At 39.4% G+C, this 16,576-nt stretch carries 14 protein-coding genes, 1 tRNA gene and 1 pseudogene; 4 read left to right on the plus strand and 12 right to left on the minus strand.

Annotated features, from left to right (window positions below):
- Positions 1–137: 137 nt before the first annotated feature.
- The 6 genes from KX723_RS03565 to KX723_RS03590 are packed head-to-tail and all read right to left on the minus strand — an operon-like array spanning position 138 to position 6,396.
- Positions 138–635 (minus strand): hypothetical protein, encoded by a 498-nt coding sequence (locus KX723_RS03565; protein WP_218814701.1) that lies wholly within the window; start codon positions 633–635, stop codon positions 138–140.
- Positions 623–1,963 (minus strand): HsdM family class I SAM-dependent methyltransferase, encoded by a 1,341-nt coding sequence (locus KX723_RS03570; protein WP_218814702.1) that lies wholly within the window; start codon positions 1,961–1,963, stop codon positions 623–625. The genes KX723_RS03565 and KX723_RS03570 overlap by 13 nt, the downstream gene beginning before the upstream one ends.
- Before the next feature lie 35 nt (positions 1,964–1,998).
- Complete coding sequence (locus tag KX723_RS03575; protein ID WP_218814703.1) at positions 1,999–3,951, minus strand: hypothetical protein; 1,953 nt, start codon at positions 3,949–3,951, stop codon at positions 1,999–2,001.
- A 20-nt stretch (positions 3,952–3,971) separates the two neighbouring features.
- Positions 3,972–4,613, minus strand: coding sequence for a DUF6475 domain-containing protein (locus KX723_RS03580; protein WP_218814704.1), 642 nt, complete (start codon positions 4,611–4,613; stop codon positions 3,972–3,974).
- A gap of 15 nt (positions 4,614–4,628) precedes the next feature.
- Positions 4,629–5,579, minus strand: a complete 951-nt coding sequence (locus KX723_RS03585; RefSeq protein ID WP_218814705.1) for a hypothetical protein — start codon at positions 5,577–5,579, stop codon at positions 4,629–4,631.
- A gap of 34 nt (positions 5,580–5,613) precedes the next feature.
- Positions 5,614–6,396 carry a Cro/CI family transcriptional regulator gene (locus KX723_RS03590; protein WP_218814706.1) on the minus strand — a complete coding sequence of 261 codons (783 nt, stop codon included), beginning with the start codon at positions 6,394–6,396 and terminating at the stop codon, positions 5,614–5,616.
- Positions 6,397–6,577: 181 nt separating this feature from the next.
- Between KX723_RS03590 and KX723_RS03595 the strand changes: the two genes are divergently transcribed.
- From KX723_RS03595 to KX723_RS03605, 3 genes and pseudogenes are all read left to right on the plus strand, one after another.
- Positions 6,578–6,910 carry a helix-turn-helix domain-containing protein gene (locus KX723_RS03595; protein WP_218814707.1) on the plus strand — a complete coding sequence of 111 codons (333 nt, stop codon included), beginning with the start codon at positions 6,578–6,580 and terminating at the stop codon, positions 6,908–6,910.
- On the plus strand, positions 6,895–7,602 hold the full coding sequence (locus KX723_RS09665) for a tyrosine-type recombinase/integrase (protein ID WP_246562531.1): 708 nt from the start codon (positions 6,895–6,897) through the stop codon (positions 7,600–7,602). Before KX723_RS03595 ends, KX723_RS09665 begins: the two co-directional genes overlap by 16 nt.
- Before the next feature lie 76 nt (positions 7,603–7,678).
- Positions 7,679–8,044 (plus strand): annotated as a pseudogene (locus KX723_RS03605) (site-specific integrase); the annotation flags it as partial.
- Between the two features lie 50 nt (positions 8,045–8,094).
- On the opposite strand, the gene KX723_RS03610 reads toward KX723_RS03605, so the two are convergent.
- From KX723_RS03610 to fis, 3 genes are all read right to left on the minus strand, one after another.
- Positions 8,095–8,171, minus strand: a tRNA-Met gene (locus KX723_RS03610).
- Between the two features lie 223 nt (positions 8,172–8,394).
- Complete coding sequence (locus KX723_RS03615) at positions 8,395–10,263, minus strand: sulfatase-like hydrolase/transferase (protein ID WP_218814709.1); 1,869 nt, start codon at positions 10,261–10,263, stop codon at positions 8,395–8,397.
- A 67-nt stretch (positions 10,264–10,330) separates the two neighbouring features.
- Positions 10,331–10,645, minus strand: coding sequence for a DNA-binding transcriptional regulator Fis (gene fis, locus KX723_RS03620; RefSeq protein ID WP_218814710.1), 315 nt, complete (start codon positions 10,643–10,645; stop codon positions 10,331–10,333).
- Positions 10,646–10,983: 338 nt separating this feature from the next.
- On the opposite strand from fis, the gene dsbD reads away from it, so the two are divergent.
- Entirely contained in the window at positions 10,984–12,561 is a 1,578-nt protein-coding gene (gene dsbD, locus KX723_RS03625) for a protein-disulfide reductase DsbD (RefSeq protein ID WP_218814711.1), read from the plus strand.
- 23 nt (positions 12,562–12,584) lie between these two features.
- On the opposite strand, the gene KX723_RS03630 is transcribed toward dsbD, so the two are convergent.
- From KX723_RS03630 to KX723_RS03640, 3 genes are all read right to left on the minus strand, one after another.
- Positions 12,585–13,505 carry a DMT family transporter gene (locus KX723_RS03630; RefSeq protein ID WP_218814712.1) on the minus strand — a complete coding sequence of 307 codons (921 nt, stop codon included), beginning with the start codon at positions 13,503–13,505 and terminating at the stop codon, positions 12,585–12,587.
- Positions 13,506–13,509: 4 nt separating this feature from the next.
- On the minus strand, positions 13,510–15,768 hold the full coding sequence (parC, locus tag KX723_RS03635; RefSeq protein WP_218814713.1) for a DNA topoisomerase IV subunit A: 2,259 nt from the start codon (positions 15,766–15,768) through the stop codon (positions 13,510–13,512).
- A gap of 124 nt (positions 15,769–15,892) precedes the next feature.
- Positions 15,893–16,486 carry an acyloxyacyl hydrolase gene (locus KX723_RS03640; RefSeq protein WP_218814714.1) on the minus strand — a complete coding sequence of 198 codons (594 nt, stop codon included), beginning with the start codon at positions 16,484–16,486 and terminating at the stop codon, positions 15,893–15,895.
- Between the last annotated feature and the right edge of the window lie 90 nt (positions 16,487–16,576).

Consider the following 16,576-nt stretch of genomic DNA (forward strand, 5'->3'; position numbering starts at 1 on the left):
TATACCATAAAAATTTTCATTCTATTTAAAGATTATTAAAAGAAATTTATATAAAAAAGGGAGAAAGAAACGGGATTAGGGATATATGGAGGTACACATTGTTTAAAAATAAAGATAATATATTATTTTAATACAATTTATTTAGATAACAACGCGATATGACTAAAATCATCAATAAAGTTGTTGATTTGAAGCATCATATTATTTTTTAAATCGATTAAAATATTCTCATTGAAAATATTTTTGTCAAATTTTTTCAGTTTTAACGCTATCAATCTACGTTTAATGGCTCGTCTGCCATAAGAGAAACGCCAAGATTGTAAATTTATTTGACCGGCATAATAAGCTAACTCAATCATACTCATGGCTTGTTTTGGAATTAATGGATTAATATAACCGCCTCCATTACCACCACCAATGAATGGTTTTGTTTGAACCGTCGCAAAGCCAAAGGTATTGACCACGATACAAGGAACATTTTTTATTAGCTCGCTTTCGTCTAAAAGGCTGACATGTTTCACCACGCCATTATTTAATTTTGTACTCGAGACAAAAGGAATTTCCCCCGCGGAGTAATCATATAAATTACTAGACTCGCACCGTTGTATATCAAAATAAAAATCTATTGTTTGCATAAATAATAAGGAATAAGGTTTTTTACGACGATTTTGGTTTGTAATGCTAATTCGGTATCTGAAAATTGTTCATCCTCTAAATAGCTCTCTGGAGCGTATTCAAGATAGCTATCATAATTGATTGGTTTCTGTATAAATTCACGCCGGCTAGCCTCTACCTTAATGTTATTAAGGTGTGAAATAAGCGCATGCTTTATCGCTTCTATATTATTTTTTTGTGAAGAAGCGCTAACCATAATACCTTTCCTTTTTACCAGGCCATCTTTTAGCCAAGCCCACATAACACTAGCATCCTGATGGGGAACTCCTTTTTGAATAATAATGGCATAAGTGCATACATTGACAGGGTAAAACAGGTCATCTGGCAGCTTTATCACCGCTTTTAAGGTGTTTTCCTCTAATAGCTTAGAACGCCATTTTTTAGCATTCGATAGCAACATGACGGAGTTAGGAACGATAGCGAATAAATAACCTCCTTTTTCCATCTTATTTAAAGCAAAATCTATAAATTTATATTCTTTTTCATTGGGGTTTTTAAGGGAATAAGGCGGATTCATGAGGACTTTTGATACTTTTAAGTCCATAAATTTCGTGGTTGTAAAACAATTTCCGCCTTCAAGATTAACGCGGCTACTTCCTCTAAATATCATATTTACAAGCGCTAGCGCAGCAATCTCGGGGTCTTGTTCTATGCCATAAATCCCTTCTGACTTAAATTTTTCAAATTCTTCGTGGTCAACTTCATTTTTTACCTTATCAAGCGCAGAAATTAAAAACCCGCCTGTTCCACAGGTAGGGTCTAAAACTTTATCTTTGTTTGTAATATTTAATACCTCAACAGCAAAACGAGTGATATGTTTAGGCGTGAAAACAATCCCCATTTCTTTTGCTGCATTGCCATATTTTAAAAATTTCTCATAAAATATACCCAAAATATCCGTACCTGAATTCATTGATGAACGAATATTGATACTCTCAAGCACGTGCAGGGTTTCTAGTAATGCGTTTCTAAATTTAAGGTGATTATCGAAGATAGGCGGAACTGATATTTTTATGTAATGTATAAATTCTCGTTTGTCTTTTTCGTGTAATGCTTCTTCAGCCCTACTATTTAACTCGTTTATCATAGAAAGGCAGTCATTTTCACGATTTATATCACTGTCTTTTAATAAAGCTATAATGGTGGTTGCAACAACCCGTACCCGATTGCTCTTATTGATTGAGCCATCGTGTAATATTTGATTAATCTTGAGTGCTTTTTGGTAATAAACGTCATCTGTATCCCTATGCCCTTTTATAGTAGTGATATTTTTTTGTTTATCGATCATTATTTTTCCTCGTCAGAAATTCTTTTGAAGTTTATTTATGCAGTCGCACGAATGGTAAAAGCGTTTGATGCTTGCTCAGTGAATTTAAAAGAATTTCTAAAAAAAGAAGGGGGATTTTTGGAATTATTTATTAACGGTTGGGCTTGAGTTGGTAGCGGATCAATTTTTTCCCATGAGCTATCTGATAAATCATCAGTATCCTGAGAGACAGCTTGCTCAACGTGAGGCTGCGCGGCTAGTGTTAACTGCTCCATACTGTATTTTGGATTATCAAGCACGGTTTTTAAATGACGACGCAATGTGTTGAAATCCAATGCAGACACCCATTTAAACAAAATAGGTTGTCGATAGCGCTGCGTAAGTTCCTCCCCAAATTTCACAATATCAATGGAGTTTGTGAGCATGTTTGATAAATAGTTAATCTCTGAGAGTATTTTGTCCGGAATAGGAACGCCTTGATTCTGGTAAGATTGCATATAATTGGCTAAAACAGTCGATAAGTCCTGTTTAAAATTCAGTAACAAAACATCTGAAGCAGAAAAGGAGTGTCTGTTATGTTTCTCCTCTTGTTCTTTTAGCAAGGTAGACAAGCCTTCAAGTGTCGAATTTAATAATATATCTTGATGGTCAGATAGATCATTGTTGATTAATGTTTGGATAACTTGAATAGTATTTTGTACTTTCTCTCGGTACGTCGTTTCATTTAGCCGTTCTTGATGGCTTTGCACATGCTCATAAAAAGCCACTACGCAATCTGACAAACCTTCTTGGTTTTTATGAATCTGTTCGATCAGCCAGGCTTGCCATGCTTTATACCAGCATTTTTGCTGCCATTGCCACCAGCGATTAGGCTGTTGTTTAATGAGTAATTGAAGTGACTGTTGTAATGCTTGATGGCGTGCCATATACACCTGTAATGCGGGATCCGATAAGGTCAGTGCATCCGGTGATTGAACATAAAAAATCATAGGAAAAGAAAGTTGCGCTAATAACGCTTGCTGTGACTCTAAAAATTGTAAGCGGCGACGACGGGAAAATAACCCAACCCATTTTTTTATAGGTCTTGGAATTAATAAACGGTGTGATCCTAGGGTGATAGAACTATATCCTTTGGATTGATACCTATTTGGCTGATATAGCCGTTTCTTTTGATTCACATCGCCGTATTTTTCGATAGCATACTGAATTTGATAAAAGGTAGCGTTATCCAGCTTCAATTGATAGTGAGGTAAGGAAATAGCGGGCAACCCTAATGAAGGGATACATTTTACAAACGTATAACTAGGGTCATCACACGTGACTTGTTTTTGAGATTCGATGCCTTTTAAGCGTAATAACAACGCTTCAATCACCTGTTCCCTTAATACGACCAGCTTATTTGACTCCGTCAATAAAAAATGTTCATAACTTTCAGCAATAGCCGTAGGAAGACGCATAGAGGTCATCCACGCTTTTTGTTTTGCTGCTAGTTCTTTTTGCGCTTCTGAAAAACGATCTTGATATTGAGTAATAACATCTAATAAAAATAATAAACCTTGGCTTGAATAATATTGAAAAGGTTCATGTATTTTCCATTGTTTATAGGCTTGAATAATCATTTGTTGAGTCTTGTCATCGTTTTCTACTCTTGCCTCCTTAAAACGTTGCTGTAAAATAGGATAACTGAATGAACGTGCGATCAATTCTTCCCAATTGAAGCGATCTAAAATAGATTGATCGATTTTTAGTCGTTGAACGATATCTTTTAAAACGGGTAGCGATTGATGGGTCGATTGATGTCTTGTTTCGGCTAATGCCTTGCGTAAGGCTTTACGATCGGTAACAAAGTGTGAGGCATGATAAACGTATTTTTCAGTGAGTTGTTCACAGTCGTTTAAAGCAGCCAAGCCTTCGGGTTGTAGATAGGCAAGACCCCAGGTTTTATTTGATTTTATGTTTGATTGATGTGCTTGATTGTACTGCAAGATGGCTTCAACTAAATTAAACATAATTTGTTTCCTATTTATTTTTATTTTTCGGGTTCAAATTGCTGAGTGGCTTTTGAAAGAGACAATGGGGGATTTACCTCCAATTGTTTATTACCGTTTTTATAAACCTCTAAAGCACGTTTAGAATTACCTATCAGGGTCGGATCGGGCTTGTTATGAGAAAATCCTCTTGCCTCATTATCGTGCTCTGAAATACCTTTGAGCACGCAGGGATAATGAATGCTTGGGTTAGCGTAATATTTTTGAAAACGTTTTATAAACTCTTCCCGTAAAGATGATAAATCCCGTTCAGGTTGATGACACAAGTAAATCCATCCCCCTAGGTCACATATAACGCAATGAATAATTGAGTTATCGAAGACCACACTGTCATAGCGTCCGATTGTCTTTATAGCGTGGATAACTTGCGCCCAAGCATGTTGGGCAAATTGCCGACAGTCGCCTTGGATTAATGAGATTAATTCAGCAGGTATAGGCATACCCCATACTTCGCGATCAGGATTGGTCAATATGTTTGCCATAGCCATTTTCACTTTAGCGATAGGATAAGGCCGTAGACATTGCCAGTAAGTTTCGAGCAATAAACTAGAAACTCTTTTGTTAAAGGACTCTGCTAAAAACGTTAGCCCTTCTAAAAATTCTTTTTTATCGTCGTCAGTCATGTTGTTTTCTCCAAGTTATTCTTCTGTTACAACGGTTCGGTTGAGCCACTTCTCGCACACAATAAGGTTATGGTCTAAGGTAGGGCTTAGGCCGCGCTCAGCTAAGCGATTAGCGTGTTTTACGGGCGGTGATTGTTGACGATGTAACGATTCCCGATGTTCTTTAGCCAACCAGGTGTTGATATGTCGAAAAACTGTCAATGTTGTTTTACGCTCGGTGGGATTTGCTTCATTCCAGGCTTGTATTTGGCGTAGTTCTTGTAAAACGTTGATATTTGGATACGTTTTTTGCCAATTTTCTAGCTGTGTAGGCGTTACCAAAAAATGATGGTTATTTTTTAACGGTATGGCAATGTCGATAGCGAGTGGTGTTTTTACTAAACATAAAGATTTATTAACAGGAATTTTTAATGGGCTGCTGCTGAGCGCGACATCTGTCGCGCCAACATCATCATCATCCTGTTTCTGAAATTGTTTCTGATCCTGATTCTGTTTCTGCTTCTGATCCTGTTTCTGTTCCTGGCTTCGAAGGGGCTTAGAAGAAACGCTAAGAATGGGTTGTAGATGAAACGAGTCACGGTATCTTTCAAAAAAGGCTCTTCGAAGGGATATGTTAGGGAGTTTTTTATATATTTTATGAATATGTTTAACACGATTATCGCTTTTTTTAAGTGATCCTAATTCATCCGCAGCCATGTCATGCACCCAAACGTGATCGGTATCATCGTCATAGGAGCAGAATTTTATTTCTATAAGATCGTTGATTCCTTTTGAAACGTCCTCTAAGGGGATTCCTGTTTCATGAGCGATAAAATAGAGGGGTAAATAATAAAAACTAATCATGTTGGTGTGGCTACAGGTCATTAAATAGAATGCAATGACTTTTGCTTCTAACCCACAATTTTTTATTTTTTTACCCATTGGACTTATCCAAAATTCGGATGAGATTTTTGCATAATCACGCATGGTATTTTTTCCTTTTTTAATAAAAATTTATTGATTAATTAGTATTTAATTTATTTTTCTGTTCTTGATGAGTAAACTTTGCTAAATGTGCGGCTTTTGATATCGCTAATTTTTTTTGATCGGTTTTTTCAATCAATTCTCCACAACCTTGCTTGAATATTTCTTTGGCTCTCTGGTAGGTAAAGTGACTGCCAAAACCTAAATATGTAGCAACCAATTTTCTCGTTTTAATTCCTTTTTTAAAATTGAAAGGTGTAGAATTCTGCACATTTTGTCTACCACGACGCTCTCCTAAAAATTTTTCTAGTGCAATTCCTATTGCTACACGCTCGCTTATTAAAAACGTTTGCATTAATACAGTGAGTTCATATTTTTTTTCTAGTAGAGCGGATAAAGAAATCCGCCAAGCAAGTACCGTTTTCTTCTCATGTTTCTTGCTGGTTTCGATGGATTCTAAGCCATAAATAAGCTGATTATTTTCATCTACGCAGATAGCACGGTGTTCATGCAGCGATAGGTTTTTTTGATCGGTAAAATAAGGAATTTCTTCTGGAATAACGATGTACTTTAATGGTAAGTGCATTAGGGTTGATGGAAAAGTATCAAGCTCTAAGTTGTATTTAACTTTCCAAGGAATTAACGCCTTATAGTTAAATTTTCCTTTGCTTTTAGTCTCAATACGAAAGGCAATGTCCGGTGGAATGGAACTCCCATCGAGATAACGATAAATAGTTGTTCGGCTAACCCCAATTTTATTGGCCATTTTAGTAATGCTTCCAAAATAACGAATTATTTTTCTTAGAGTTGTTTCTTGCATAAAAAAACTCCTTATTATTTTTTGGCTACCCGCGTAGTTTATTCAAAAAAAATGTACGCATGCATACATTTTTATTTAGTAATCTAAATTAGGTTTCAGTTAATCAATTTGGATGAATTGAAATGGGGGGGGCAATCAATATCCGTAGTTTGATTTGTTTGTACAAATAGGAGTTAGCAATATGAAAACCTTCAATCTTGAAGAAGCGGCGCAATTTTTAAAGATGAGCCCGGGTGGTCTTCGAAGGTTAGCGGCAAGTAAAAAAATTCCTGCCGCTAAACCTGGGCGGGGTTGGTGTTTTTTAGAAGAAGACCTTGTTAATTATGTTCGTTCGCTTTACGATCAGCCCTGCAACCAAATATCGCAGGGTGTCTCTAATAATAGGAGAGAAACATGGCACTCTACGCGAGAAACAGAGTTTGGTGGATTGACCTTACTCACAATGGAAAAAGAATACAACGAACTACTGGGACGTCAAACAAAGCGGCGGCGCAGGAATTGCATGATCGATTAAAAGCTGATTTATGGCGTCGAAGCAAATTAAAAGAAAAGCCACAACGTTTATGGCAAGAAGCTGTAATACGTTGGTTAAACGAAGCAACTTATAAACGTAGTCTTGATACTGACAAATTTCACCTTGATTGGGTATGTCCTTATCTTAAGGATAAGAAATTAAGTGAAATCGACGGTGACTTGCTTGAGGACATTGCAAGAGAAAAAGAAAAGGAGGGCGTTGCGCCTGCTACAGTCAATCGGCTGTTAGCTGTGTTAAGAGCAATTTTAAAAAAAGCAGAAGAAAAGTGGAAATGGATTGAAAAAGCTCCTTTTGTGGAAATGCGCCGTTTGGGAGAAAGGCGAGAACGTTGGTTGACACGAGAAGAGGCTCAAAGGCTACTTCAAGTATTACCATCTCATCTAGCTGATTTAGCTACTTTTTCTTTAGCGACAGGATTACGAAAAAAGAACGTGACAGGATTATGTTGGCAGGATATCGATTTGGTCAAGCGACATGCATTTGTTCGCGCTGCTCAGTCGATGAGACAGGAAAGCATTGTGAAAGCAATGCGAAGTCGAAGAGCCCGCGATAGGCGTGCGTTGACGGGCGAAGCAGGAAACGCATCACGCCGTAAAGTCATTTGTGGGAGGCACGGGCATGAACTCCGAAGGAGTGAGTGCGTGCCGGACGCAGGACGTATCGCGGCCTAATTTCAGTCGCGTCATGCGAACGAATTTCGGGGACACGATGGCCGAAATTCTTCGGGAGCATAGCGACTCACTTGCGAAATCTAAAAAAGCTATTCCTGTTCCACTGAACAGTGAAGCTGTTGCTATTATAAAAAGACAAATGGGAAAACATACCAAGTTTGTTTTTACTTATAAAGGTAAGCCTATTGAACAGTGTAATACTAAAGCTTGGCGGAAAGCATTAAAACGAGTAGGAATAGAAAATTTTCGCTGGCATGATTTGCGCCACACCTGGGCTTCGTGGCATGTACAAAATGGAACATCGTTACAGGAGTTGCAGCAGCTCGGTGGCTGGGCTTCTTTTGATATGGTATTGAGATATGCTCACTTGAGCAGTGACCATTTAAAGGATGCGGCTGAAAGGATTGTTACAAATTCCCTACAGTACACTCGAACAGCTTAAGGTAGGGAAGAGGAAATTTTAAGTAACTATTTGAATTAACACGATTATTTTGGTAGCTATGGGTGGGCTCGAACCACCGACCCCAGCATTATGAATGCTGTGCTCTAACCAACTGAGCTACATAGCCAAAACTTTTTATCTTCGAACTATTCTGGGTGTGCTCCTTTCTGCGCTACGCAATCCTGCTCCGCTTGAAAGCCGGCCCTACGCTCCTGCTTCGGGCGTTCGCAAGGAAAAAGCGTTGCTTTTTCTTGTTCTTGCTCACCCAACTGAGCTACATAGCCAAACGGTCGCCTATTGTGCTAAAGGCGGGCTAAGCCTGTCAAGCTAAAACCTTTAAATAATGAATTTTATTGGGCAGCATAATATCGTTTTGTTTGTGATAGGGCACTTAATATAGTTTCCATGGGTAGTTGATCATGAGCTAGTATTTTTGCGTGCATATCCTGAACTTGAAAATAACCTGAAGGGTAAATGCTAATAATATGCTTATCTTTGATAATGCCTAAATTAGTATAGCTATGTAAGAGTAAATAAGGGCGCTTTTTCTGGTCAAATAATGATTGGCCGATACTGTAATCATCCGTAGGGTTTTGGCATCCAAAGAGGCGCTTTAAAATAGTGGGCACGATATCGTAATGGGTGGTGCGATGCTTAATCACAGCCGGTTTTTGGCCTGGCCAATGTATGATTAAAGGCGTTTGTGTTTGATAGTGAGTGAAGTTGCTCGCATGTCCCCAGTAACCTAGATGGTTATCATTAAATTCATTCCCATGATCACCGGTGATTACAACAATTGTGTTGTCGAGTAAATGTTGTTTTTTAAGTAATGCTAAGTCTTGCCCTACCAATTCGTCAATATAATACAAGGCATTTTTATAGCGATTAAAAGTGGGCATTGGATCGGTATGGTTGGTGTAGGTCAGACGATCGCAGACACTAATACTCGGTTGAAATGGATTTTCTGGGCTCTTTCCATAACAGAAGCTATGTGCTGCGTCATAGAATAGAAAGCTGAAAAAAGGCGATGAGCTGTTGTGGCTAACAAATTGTTTAAACTCGTTGGTGATGCGTTCGTCTCTCTGCGGAGGAAAATCACCGGGCGTTATGGTTTGTAAATTTTTTATCTGGCTAAAGACGTTTTGATTAAAGGCCGGTGCTAGTAAGGTTGCGCTAGCAAAAACACCGGTATGGTAACCTTCATCTAAAAGTTTATTGATGAATACAGGGCTTTTATGTTCGTTAATCGTAGCGGTCCAGTACGTAGCGGGTAGGCTATAGAATAATGAGAAAATACCGGGTTGTGTGCCGTTGCCGCCACTAAAATGCTGCTGAAACTGCCAGCTTTCTTGTGCAAAACGATAAATATTCGGTGTATTAACCGCATTCATCATATCGAATCGCCAGGTATCAATAAGTATAAAGACGATATTCAGCGGCTTTTGAGTGGTTTTATAGATTAAAGGGTGAAGGGGATAATTTAATTTTGCATTGGTATGATTAATTTCCACAAAATCCTGTCGATATAGACTTTCTAGTGCCGGCAATCTATTTCCAGGTAAAAATTTAGCGAGAATCTCATAGTAAAGTGGAATGGTATAGGCTTGTTGATTCAACGATAAGGAGCCTGAAAAAGGCACAATCAAGGCTAACATGTAGTAGGAAAATAAGAGACACCCTATTAAAGAAAGCGGATATTTCGAACGAAAGGGCTTGGTGCTACATTTTTTCCATATCAATATGGCTAAGCCTACTTCTAAACCGAGTAGAAAGAGGGACAGCAATCCAGTCGTAAGCCATTCTAGCCAAGATAGATCAAAGACTTCAGTGGCTTGGCCGCTGGTGAGTAAATTCCATAGGATCCCATTTAAGTGAAAACGGTATTGGCTAAATACAAAGGTATCTAGGCAAAGTAGCCACGTGATTAAAAACGCAAGGATCACTGAGCTAGTAAAAACCAGGTATTTTTTTGGGTATATAAATACGAGTAGGGTTGGTAAAGCAGCGGCTAAGCAGGCAAATAGGCCCAATTGACCAAAATAGGCGCTCAGTAAAAATAGCCAGGCAATAAACTGATTAACGACGGTAGACGTAGATAAATGAAAAGGAAGGATGACGGCGAAATAGTGTAGTCCTATCACCCAGAATAAAATAGCGTTACCGACAAAAAACCAGAATATCCAGTTTATATAAGCTTTCTTGATAGCCGAAGAAGCCATTGTTTTTTATTTTTATTGTTATTTTTTATAAGAAAGAAGCTGAAGCTAATTAGACATTCATATCTGGTTATGCAAGATCATATTGTTTTAATTTTTTACGCAGCGTGCCTCGGCTAATCCCAAGCAATTTTGCTGCTTTGGTTTGGTTGCCTCGGGTTTGTTGTAACACAATTTCTAGTAACGGGTATTCAACCTCACTTAAAACGAGTCCATAAAGATCCAGTTTAGGCGGTGTAGAAGACAAGTTATTTTCAGTAGTTAAGTGTGAAAAATAATTTTCTAATGCCCGCTTAACGTAAGTTTTTAATGGTTGTTGGGCGGTATCCGTGCTAGGACTAGCTTGAATGGATAGAACGGGCAGTTGATCAATTGCATTTTGCATATACAGTATCCTTTGAATCTTGACTAGGCCAGAGGAGTTCCCATGATATAGTAGGGGCGGTGTGGCGACAAGCGTATTATAGCAACCATTTTAATTTTTTTAGGGATTCTGTGAAGAAGTTTGGGCATTAAGCCCAAGATTTTAAAGCTTTAGTGCTAGAGCGCTTGGAAAGTAGGGTTGAGATTTTTATAAAATTACTGTGTTTTTCATTATTATTTCATTGATCGGCTAGAAAAATCTTGGGAAAAGGACTATCTATTTAAGGATAATAAATCCGGCTTGGGGTTTTCACGATTCAACAGATTTTCTAGGTTGTTGCTTATCTGAGAGGGTGTATTTTGTTATTTTTTTCTAAACTCATCAAAATTTTCGTGTTAGGTTTACTATTAGGCGGGGTATTCGCTCCCTCTTATGCAGACCAACCCCTACCGGTGGAACAGGTTTTTCAAGTAACAACGAAGCAACTGGATGCTGAAACTATCTCAGTTCACTTGGCCATCAAGCCGGGCTACTATCTTTATCGTGAAAAAATTCATTTTGAAAGCGATCAGCCTATAAAGCCTGTGGTTTTACCGCCGGGTATCCCTAAACAGAATAAATTTCTCAATAAATATCAAGTATATCAAAGTGGAACGACCGTCTTACTGAAGTTTCTTCATCCTTTAAAAAATACTTTAAAGCTCAGTATCCATTACCAGGGCTGTGCGGCGGCCGGTTTTTGCTATCCGCCGGTTACTCAGCAGCTTACTTTGTCAGTGCAGAAGGGAGTAGGCAGTAGCTCATTGCCAGCGAAGGGCGAGCAAGGCAAAGCTATGCGCTTGTTAGCCAGTCATAATATTGGCTTAATTTTATTAGGTTTTTTTGGCTTTGGGTTATTATTATCACTAACGCCTTGTGTTCTCCCCCTGATCCCCGTGCTATCCGCCATTATTTTAGGCCAGAAACAACAATTAACGACGCTGAAAGCATTTAGCTTATCTTTAACCTACGTGCTAGCGATGGCGTTAACGTATGCGCTGGCGGGTGTTTTTGCCGGGTTGGCCGGTAGCTATTTGCAATCGTTTCTACAAAGTCCGTGGGTTATTATTTTTGTTAGCTTAATGTTTGTATTGCTGGCTGTTTCTTTATTTGGTTTTTATGAGTTACAGCTTCCCGCCAGTTGGCAGGAGAAACTAAATAATTTAACCAATCGTCAACAGGGGGGGGATTATTGGGGTGTCGCCTTGATGGGTTGTTTGTCCACCTTGGTTATCTCGCCTTGTATCACTGCGCCTTTAGTCGGTGTGTTGACGTATATTGGTAATACCGGTAATGCCGTTTTAGGTGGTTTTGCGTTGTTTATTTTGGGCTTGGGTTCGGGTGTGCCCTTATTGATTATTGGTACTTCCGCTGGGAAATGGTTGCCGAAATCAGGCCCTTGGATGAATGGTGTGAAAATAGTATTGGGAATTATGATGTTAATCATGGCGGGCTGGTTATTATTACGCATTGTTCCGCCAAATTTACAGCCTTTTAATTTATTTAAATCAAATCAAGTCGCCGTGAATGGCAATTTTCAGGCGGTAAAAGGTATTCCGGATCTCAATCGAGCGTTGATTAAAGCGAAGCAGGAAAATAAACCGGTATTATTAGATTTTTATGCGAACTGGTGTATCTCGTGCAAAGAAATGGAGCATGCGGTATTTCCTGAGGCGCAGGTGAAATCGTTGTTATCGCGTTTTATCGTATTGCGTGCGGATGTCACGGCAAATGATGCCGTTGATAAAGCCTTAGAGAAAAAGTTTAATGTGATTGCACCACCGACTTTTTTGTTTTTTACGCCAGATGGTAAAGAGTTAAATGCGCAAAGAATCGTTGGCCAAGTAGGTCATGAAGCGTTTGCTAAGCATTTGCAGCAGGTTTTATCCGCTAAATAGCGTTGTTTGATGCGCGGCTAAATTCAGGGCGCTGGTTGAAGGCGTCTGTTTTTGGGTAGTTGTATTAAAATAACGCCGAATAAGATCGTAATAATGCCTAAGCCTTCTGTCCATTGCGGGCGATTGTGGAAAAAAATAAAATCCCACAGTATCGCCATAATAGGAACTATATACATGACTGCGCTGGCTCGAACAGCATCCCATTCTCGAATCAGATGATAGTAAATAATCCAAGCCAAGGCGGTAGAGAATAAGCCCATATAAATGCTGGCTACCCAGAGTAAAGGCGTATGAAGCAGCACGATTTTGCTCGGTAAATTTTCAAAGCAAAGCGAAGCCAGGATTAAAAAAACTAAGCTGGCCCAATGTTGATGATAGATATTGGCATAAAAATCTAATTTTATTTTGCCAGATAACATACGTTGATTGAGTAAGTTTCCTATCGCATAGCTAACCGCCATGAACAGTACGGATATCGTACCTAATAAATAGGAAGGCGTATGGTTAAAGTGCAGCATGGGCCAAAAGATAATACAAATACCTAATAAGCCAATGGATAAACCGATGCCTTTCAAAGCCGAAAAGTTTCTGGTTTTAGGCGAGGTTAGGCTAAATAATAAGGTCCAGATAGGGACGGTTCCATTTAATATACCGGCTAAACCGGATGAAATATGTTGTTCGCCCCAGAATAAAAAGGAGAATGGAATCCCCTGTGAGAAAAGTCCCATAATCCAAATGCGCCAACGAGTGGAAAAAGGCGCGGATACCTTTTTCCTTAAGCAACACAACATAATGATAAGGAAAAATAAGGCCAAACCAACGCGTAGCGCCGCGCCAAAAAAAGGCGGAACGGTGCTTACTACTTCTTTAATAGCGACAAATGAACCACCCCAAAATGAGGCCAGTAAGAAAAACCAAAGATAATTAAGGTGTTTATTCGACATAAAATTAACTTGTATGAACGGCTAGCCGATCAAGCTTTTGTAAACCGCGTGGTAGTTTGTGACCTCGTTGTCCACGTTTTCCTCGGTAATGGGCTAAGTCCGACGCTTTTAAGGTGACTTGTCGTTTTCCTGCAATGATATCCAGTGAACTATTTTTTGTAGGTAATACAGCGATATCAATGACAAATTCTTCACGTTGTTCTAATTTTTCCGTGGGTATTTGTATTATTTTATTTCCTTTGCCTCGAGCTAAAATCGGTAACTCCTTGGCAGCAATAATTAATAAGTAACCGCTGTTTGTCGCGATGGCAAGATAGTTGTCTTCAAGATTGTCTATCCTTCGTGGTTGTAGTACCTGACTTTGTGTAGGTAATTTTAATAGGTTTTTTCCATTACGGTTTTTAGAATAAAGCTCGCTGATTTGTGTGATAAATCCGTAACCCGCATCCGATGCGACTAAAATAGATTGTTCAGGGTTACCCGTAATCATGGCTTGGAAACTAGCACCGGGAGCAGGATTAAAGCGACTGGTTAAGGGTTCACCGCTGCTACGTGCAGAAGGAAGGGTATGAATAGAGGTTGAATAACTGCGTCCTGTTGAATCGATGAAGGCAACGAGTTGGTTATTACGGCCTGGAATGGCCATTTTAAGTGAGTCGCCGGTTTTGAAATTTAAACCGCTGACATCAAAGTCATGACCTTTGGCGGCACGTATCCAGCCGCGTGTAGAAAGAATAACGGTGATGGGTTCGGAGGGGATAATTTCTGTTTTCTGCATGGCTTGAGCGGCGCTGCGCTGCACGAGCTTTGAGCGGCGTTCATCACCATATAGTTTTGCGTCCTTTTGTAATTCATCGCGAATAAGACGTTTTAATTTTGCGTTAGAAGCCAGGATTTTTTCTAATTCATCGCGTTCAGTCGCCAGGTTTTTTTGTTCCGTGCGTAGCTTAATTTCTTCAAGTTTAGCCAGTTGACGTAAACGTATTTCTAAAATGGCATCGGCTTGTAGCTCACTTAATTTAAAGCGTTTAATTAATTGTGCTTTGGGGTCGTCATGTTGTCGAATAATTTTAATGACTTCATCGATATGAAGGTAAACGATCAGAAAACCTTCCAATAAATGCAGTCGATTTAAAATCTTGTCTAAACGAAATTCTAAACGTTTACGAACGGTCTGTTGCCTATAGTCTAGCCATTCTTTTAAAATGGTTAACAGATTTTTGACGTGAGGACGGCCATCAAGGCCGATCATATTGAGATTAATGCGGTAGCTACGTTCTAAATCGGTGCTTACAAATAAATGACTCATTAAGGCTTCGGTATCTACACGATTTGAGCGTGGCGTAATCACCAGGCGGGTTGGGTTTTCATGGTCCGATTCATCACGTAAATCTTCGATGAGCGAAAGTTTTTTCTCACGTATTTGTTCGGCAATTTGTTCAATAATTTTTGCACCGGATACTTGATAAGGTAAAGCGGTAATAATAAGTTGTCCGTTTTCTTCCTTATAAACAGCACGTGCACGTACAGCGCCTTGGCCTTGTTGGTACATTTTACGAATTTCATCGGCGGGCGTAATGATTTCAGCGGTGGTTGGAAAATCAGGTCCTTGAATATGATCAAAAAGATCCTTCAGTGTTGTTTTTGGATCATCGAGTAAACGAATACAGGCACTGACGATTTCTCTAAGATTATGTGGAGGAATATCGGTTGCCATCCCTACCGCAATACCCGCTGCACCATTTAAAAGGATATTGGGTAACCGGGCCGGTAAAAGATGCGGTTCATCTAAGGTCGCATCAAAATTAGGTACCCAATCAACCGTACCATCCGCGAGTTCGGAGAGTAAGGCTTGTGCATATTGCGTGAGCCGCGATTCGGTGTAACGCATCGCGGCAAACGATTTAGGATCATCTTGCGAGCCCCAATTGCCTTGACCATCAACCAATGGATAACGATAGGAAAAAGATTGCGCCATTAATACCATGGCTTCATAACAGGCGACATCACTGTGTGGATGGAATTTACCGAGTACATCACCCACGGTTCGCGCTGATTTTTTATATTTTGCTACAGCGGTTAACCCTAATTCCGACATGGCGTAAACAATACGGCGTTGTACCGGTTTTAGACCATCACCGATATGCGGTAATGCCCGGTCAAGGATGACATACATGGAATAATCAAGATACGCTTTTTCAGTAAAAACACGTAAGGGTTGATGTTCTGTGGTAGATAATTCAGTTGTTTTAGTCTTGGCCATGGCTGAGCCCCGTTAGAAGGATGGATTCGGTCCAAATCATAAGTGAATGCAGTATAAGATGCTGAATAGATTTTACAACACTTGGTTTTTTCATAGCACTTTCTTTAAAGAAGTTCATCATTTATTAATTAAATTCATACCCTAAACTGAATAAATGTTTTACGTCTATACCTTGATTGGGCGGTAGTAGATGTGCATTTGAATAGTGTACATAGTGGTAGCTTAATGACCAGACTTGGCTTGCTTTCCAGCGTAATCCTATGCCAAGTAAGTCCTGGAAGGCAAATTGACCGCCTAGGTTTCGATGTCCGAAGTGATTATTGGACAATAGGCTAGCCCCTATCCCCAACTCTAAATAGGGTTGGGCATATAGAAAGCAATATTTTCGAGTTTGTAATCGGATGACCGGTGAGGCGGCGATAATGGAAATATGGCGCGGTTGATTCGCTAGCGGCGGGTGGTTTGCCCAATTGGCCAAGCTCAAATCCCAGTAGCCGGTAAAGTTGAGGGCTGATTCTGGAAACCCTACAAAGGGCCAAAAATCTTGTAGCGCTATTCTATAGCCGTTTACATGGTCAGGTTTCCCTGTTCCATAAGAAAGGCTTAATCCGGGTTTGAAGGCAAAGGCTTTTTTAGGGTAAAAATAAACAAAAATAAGGCTGAGGATTAAGCCGCAAAGGCGGAGTTTTTTATTTGTATACAAGCTTGTTTTTATCAAAATAGACCTGTCCTTTTGCCTAAATGAGTTTTTATCACACAGACGCTGCCTGGGGGCCGTTCCAGGCGATTTTTTGTCAAAAAAATGCTT

It is taken from the genome of Rickettsiella endosymbiont of Dermanyssus gallinae (assembly GCF_019285595.1).
Classification (GTDB): domain Bacteria; phylum Pseudomonadota; class Gammaproteobacteria; order Diplorickettsiales; family Diplorickettsiaceae; genus Rickettsiella_B.

What these genes read in the sequence shown, in the direction of transcription:
- KX723_RS03585 (WP_218814705.1), bottom strand. Translation starts at nt 5,579, where the DNA reads ATGCGTGATTATGCAAAAATCTCATCCGAATTTTGGATAAGTCCAATG.
- KX723_RS03595 (WP_218814707.1), top strand. Translation starts at nt 6,578, where the DNA reads ATGAAAACCTTCAATCTTGAAGAAGCGGCGCAATTTTTAAAGATGAGC.
- parC (WP_218814713.1), bottom strand. Translation starts at nt 15,768, where the DNA reads ATGGCCAAGACTAAAACAACTGAATTATCTACCACAGAACATCAACCC.
- KX723_RS03590 (WP_218814706.1), bottom strand. Translation starts at nt 6,396, where the DNA reads ATGCAAGAAACAACTCTAAGAAAAATAATTCGTTATTTTGGAAGCATT.
- KX723_RS03580 (WP_218814704.1), bottom strand. Translation starts at nt 4,613, where the DNA reads ATGACTGACGACGATAAAAAAGAATTTTTAGAAGGGCTAACGTTTTTA.
- KX723_RS03630 (WP_218814712.1), bottom strand. Translation starts at nt 13,505, where the DNA reads ATGTCGAATAAACACCTTAATTATCTTTGGTTTTTCTTACTGGCCTCA.
- KX723_RS03570 (WP_218814702.1), bottom strand. Translation starts at nt 1,963, where the DNA reads ATGATCGATAAACAAAAAAATATCACTACTATAAAAGGGCATAGGGAT.
- KX723_RS03575 (WP_218814703.1), bottom strand. Translation starts at nt 3,951, where the DNA reads ATGTTTAATTTAGTTGAAGCCATCTTGCAGTACAATCAAGCACATCAA.
- fis (WP_218814710.1), bottom strand. Translation starts at nt 10,645, where the DNA reads ATGCAAAATGCAATTGATCAACTGCCCGTTCTATCCATTCAAGCTAGT.
- KX723_RS03565 (WP_218814701.1), bottom strand. Translation starts at nt 635, where the DNA reads ATGCAAACAATAGATTTTTATTTTGATATACAACGGTGCGAGTCTAGT.
- KX723_RS03615 (WP_218814709.1), bottom strand. Translation starts at nt 10,263, where the DNA reads ATGGCTTCTTCGGCTATCAAGAAAGCTTATATAAACTGGATATTCTGG.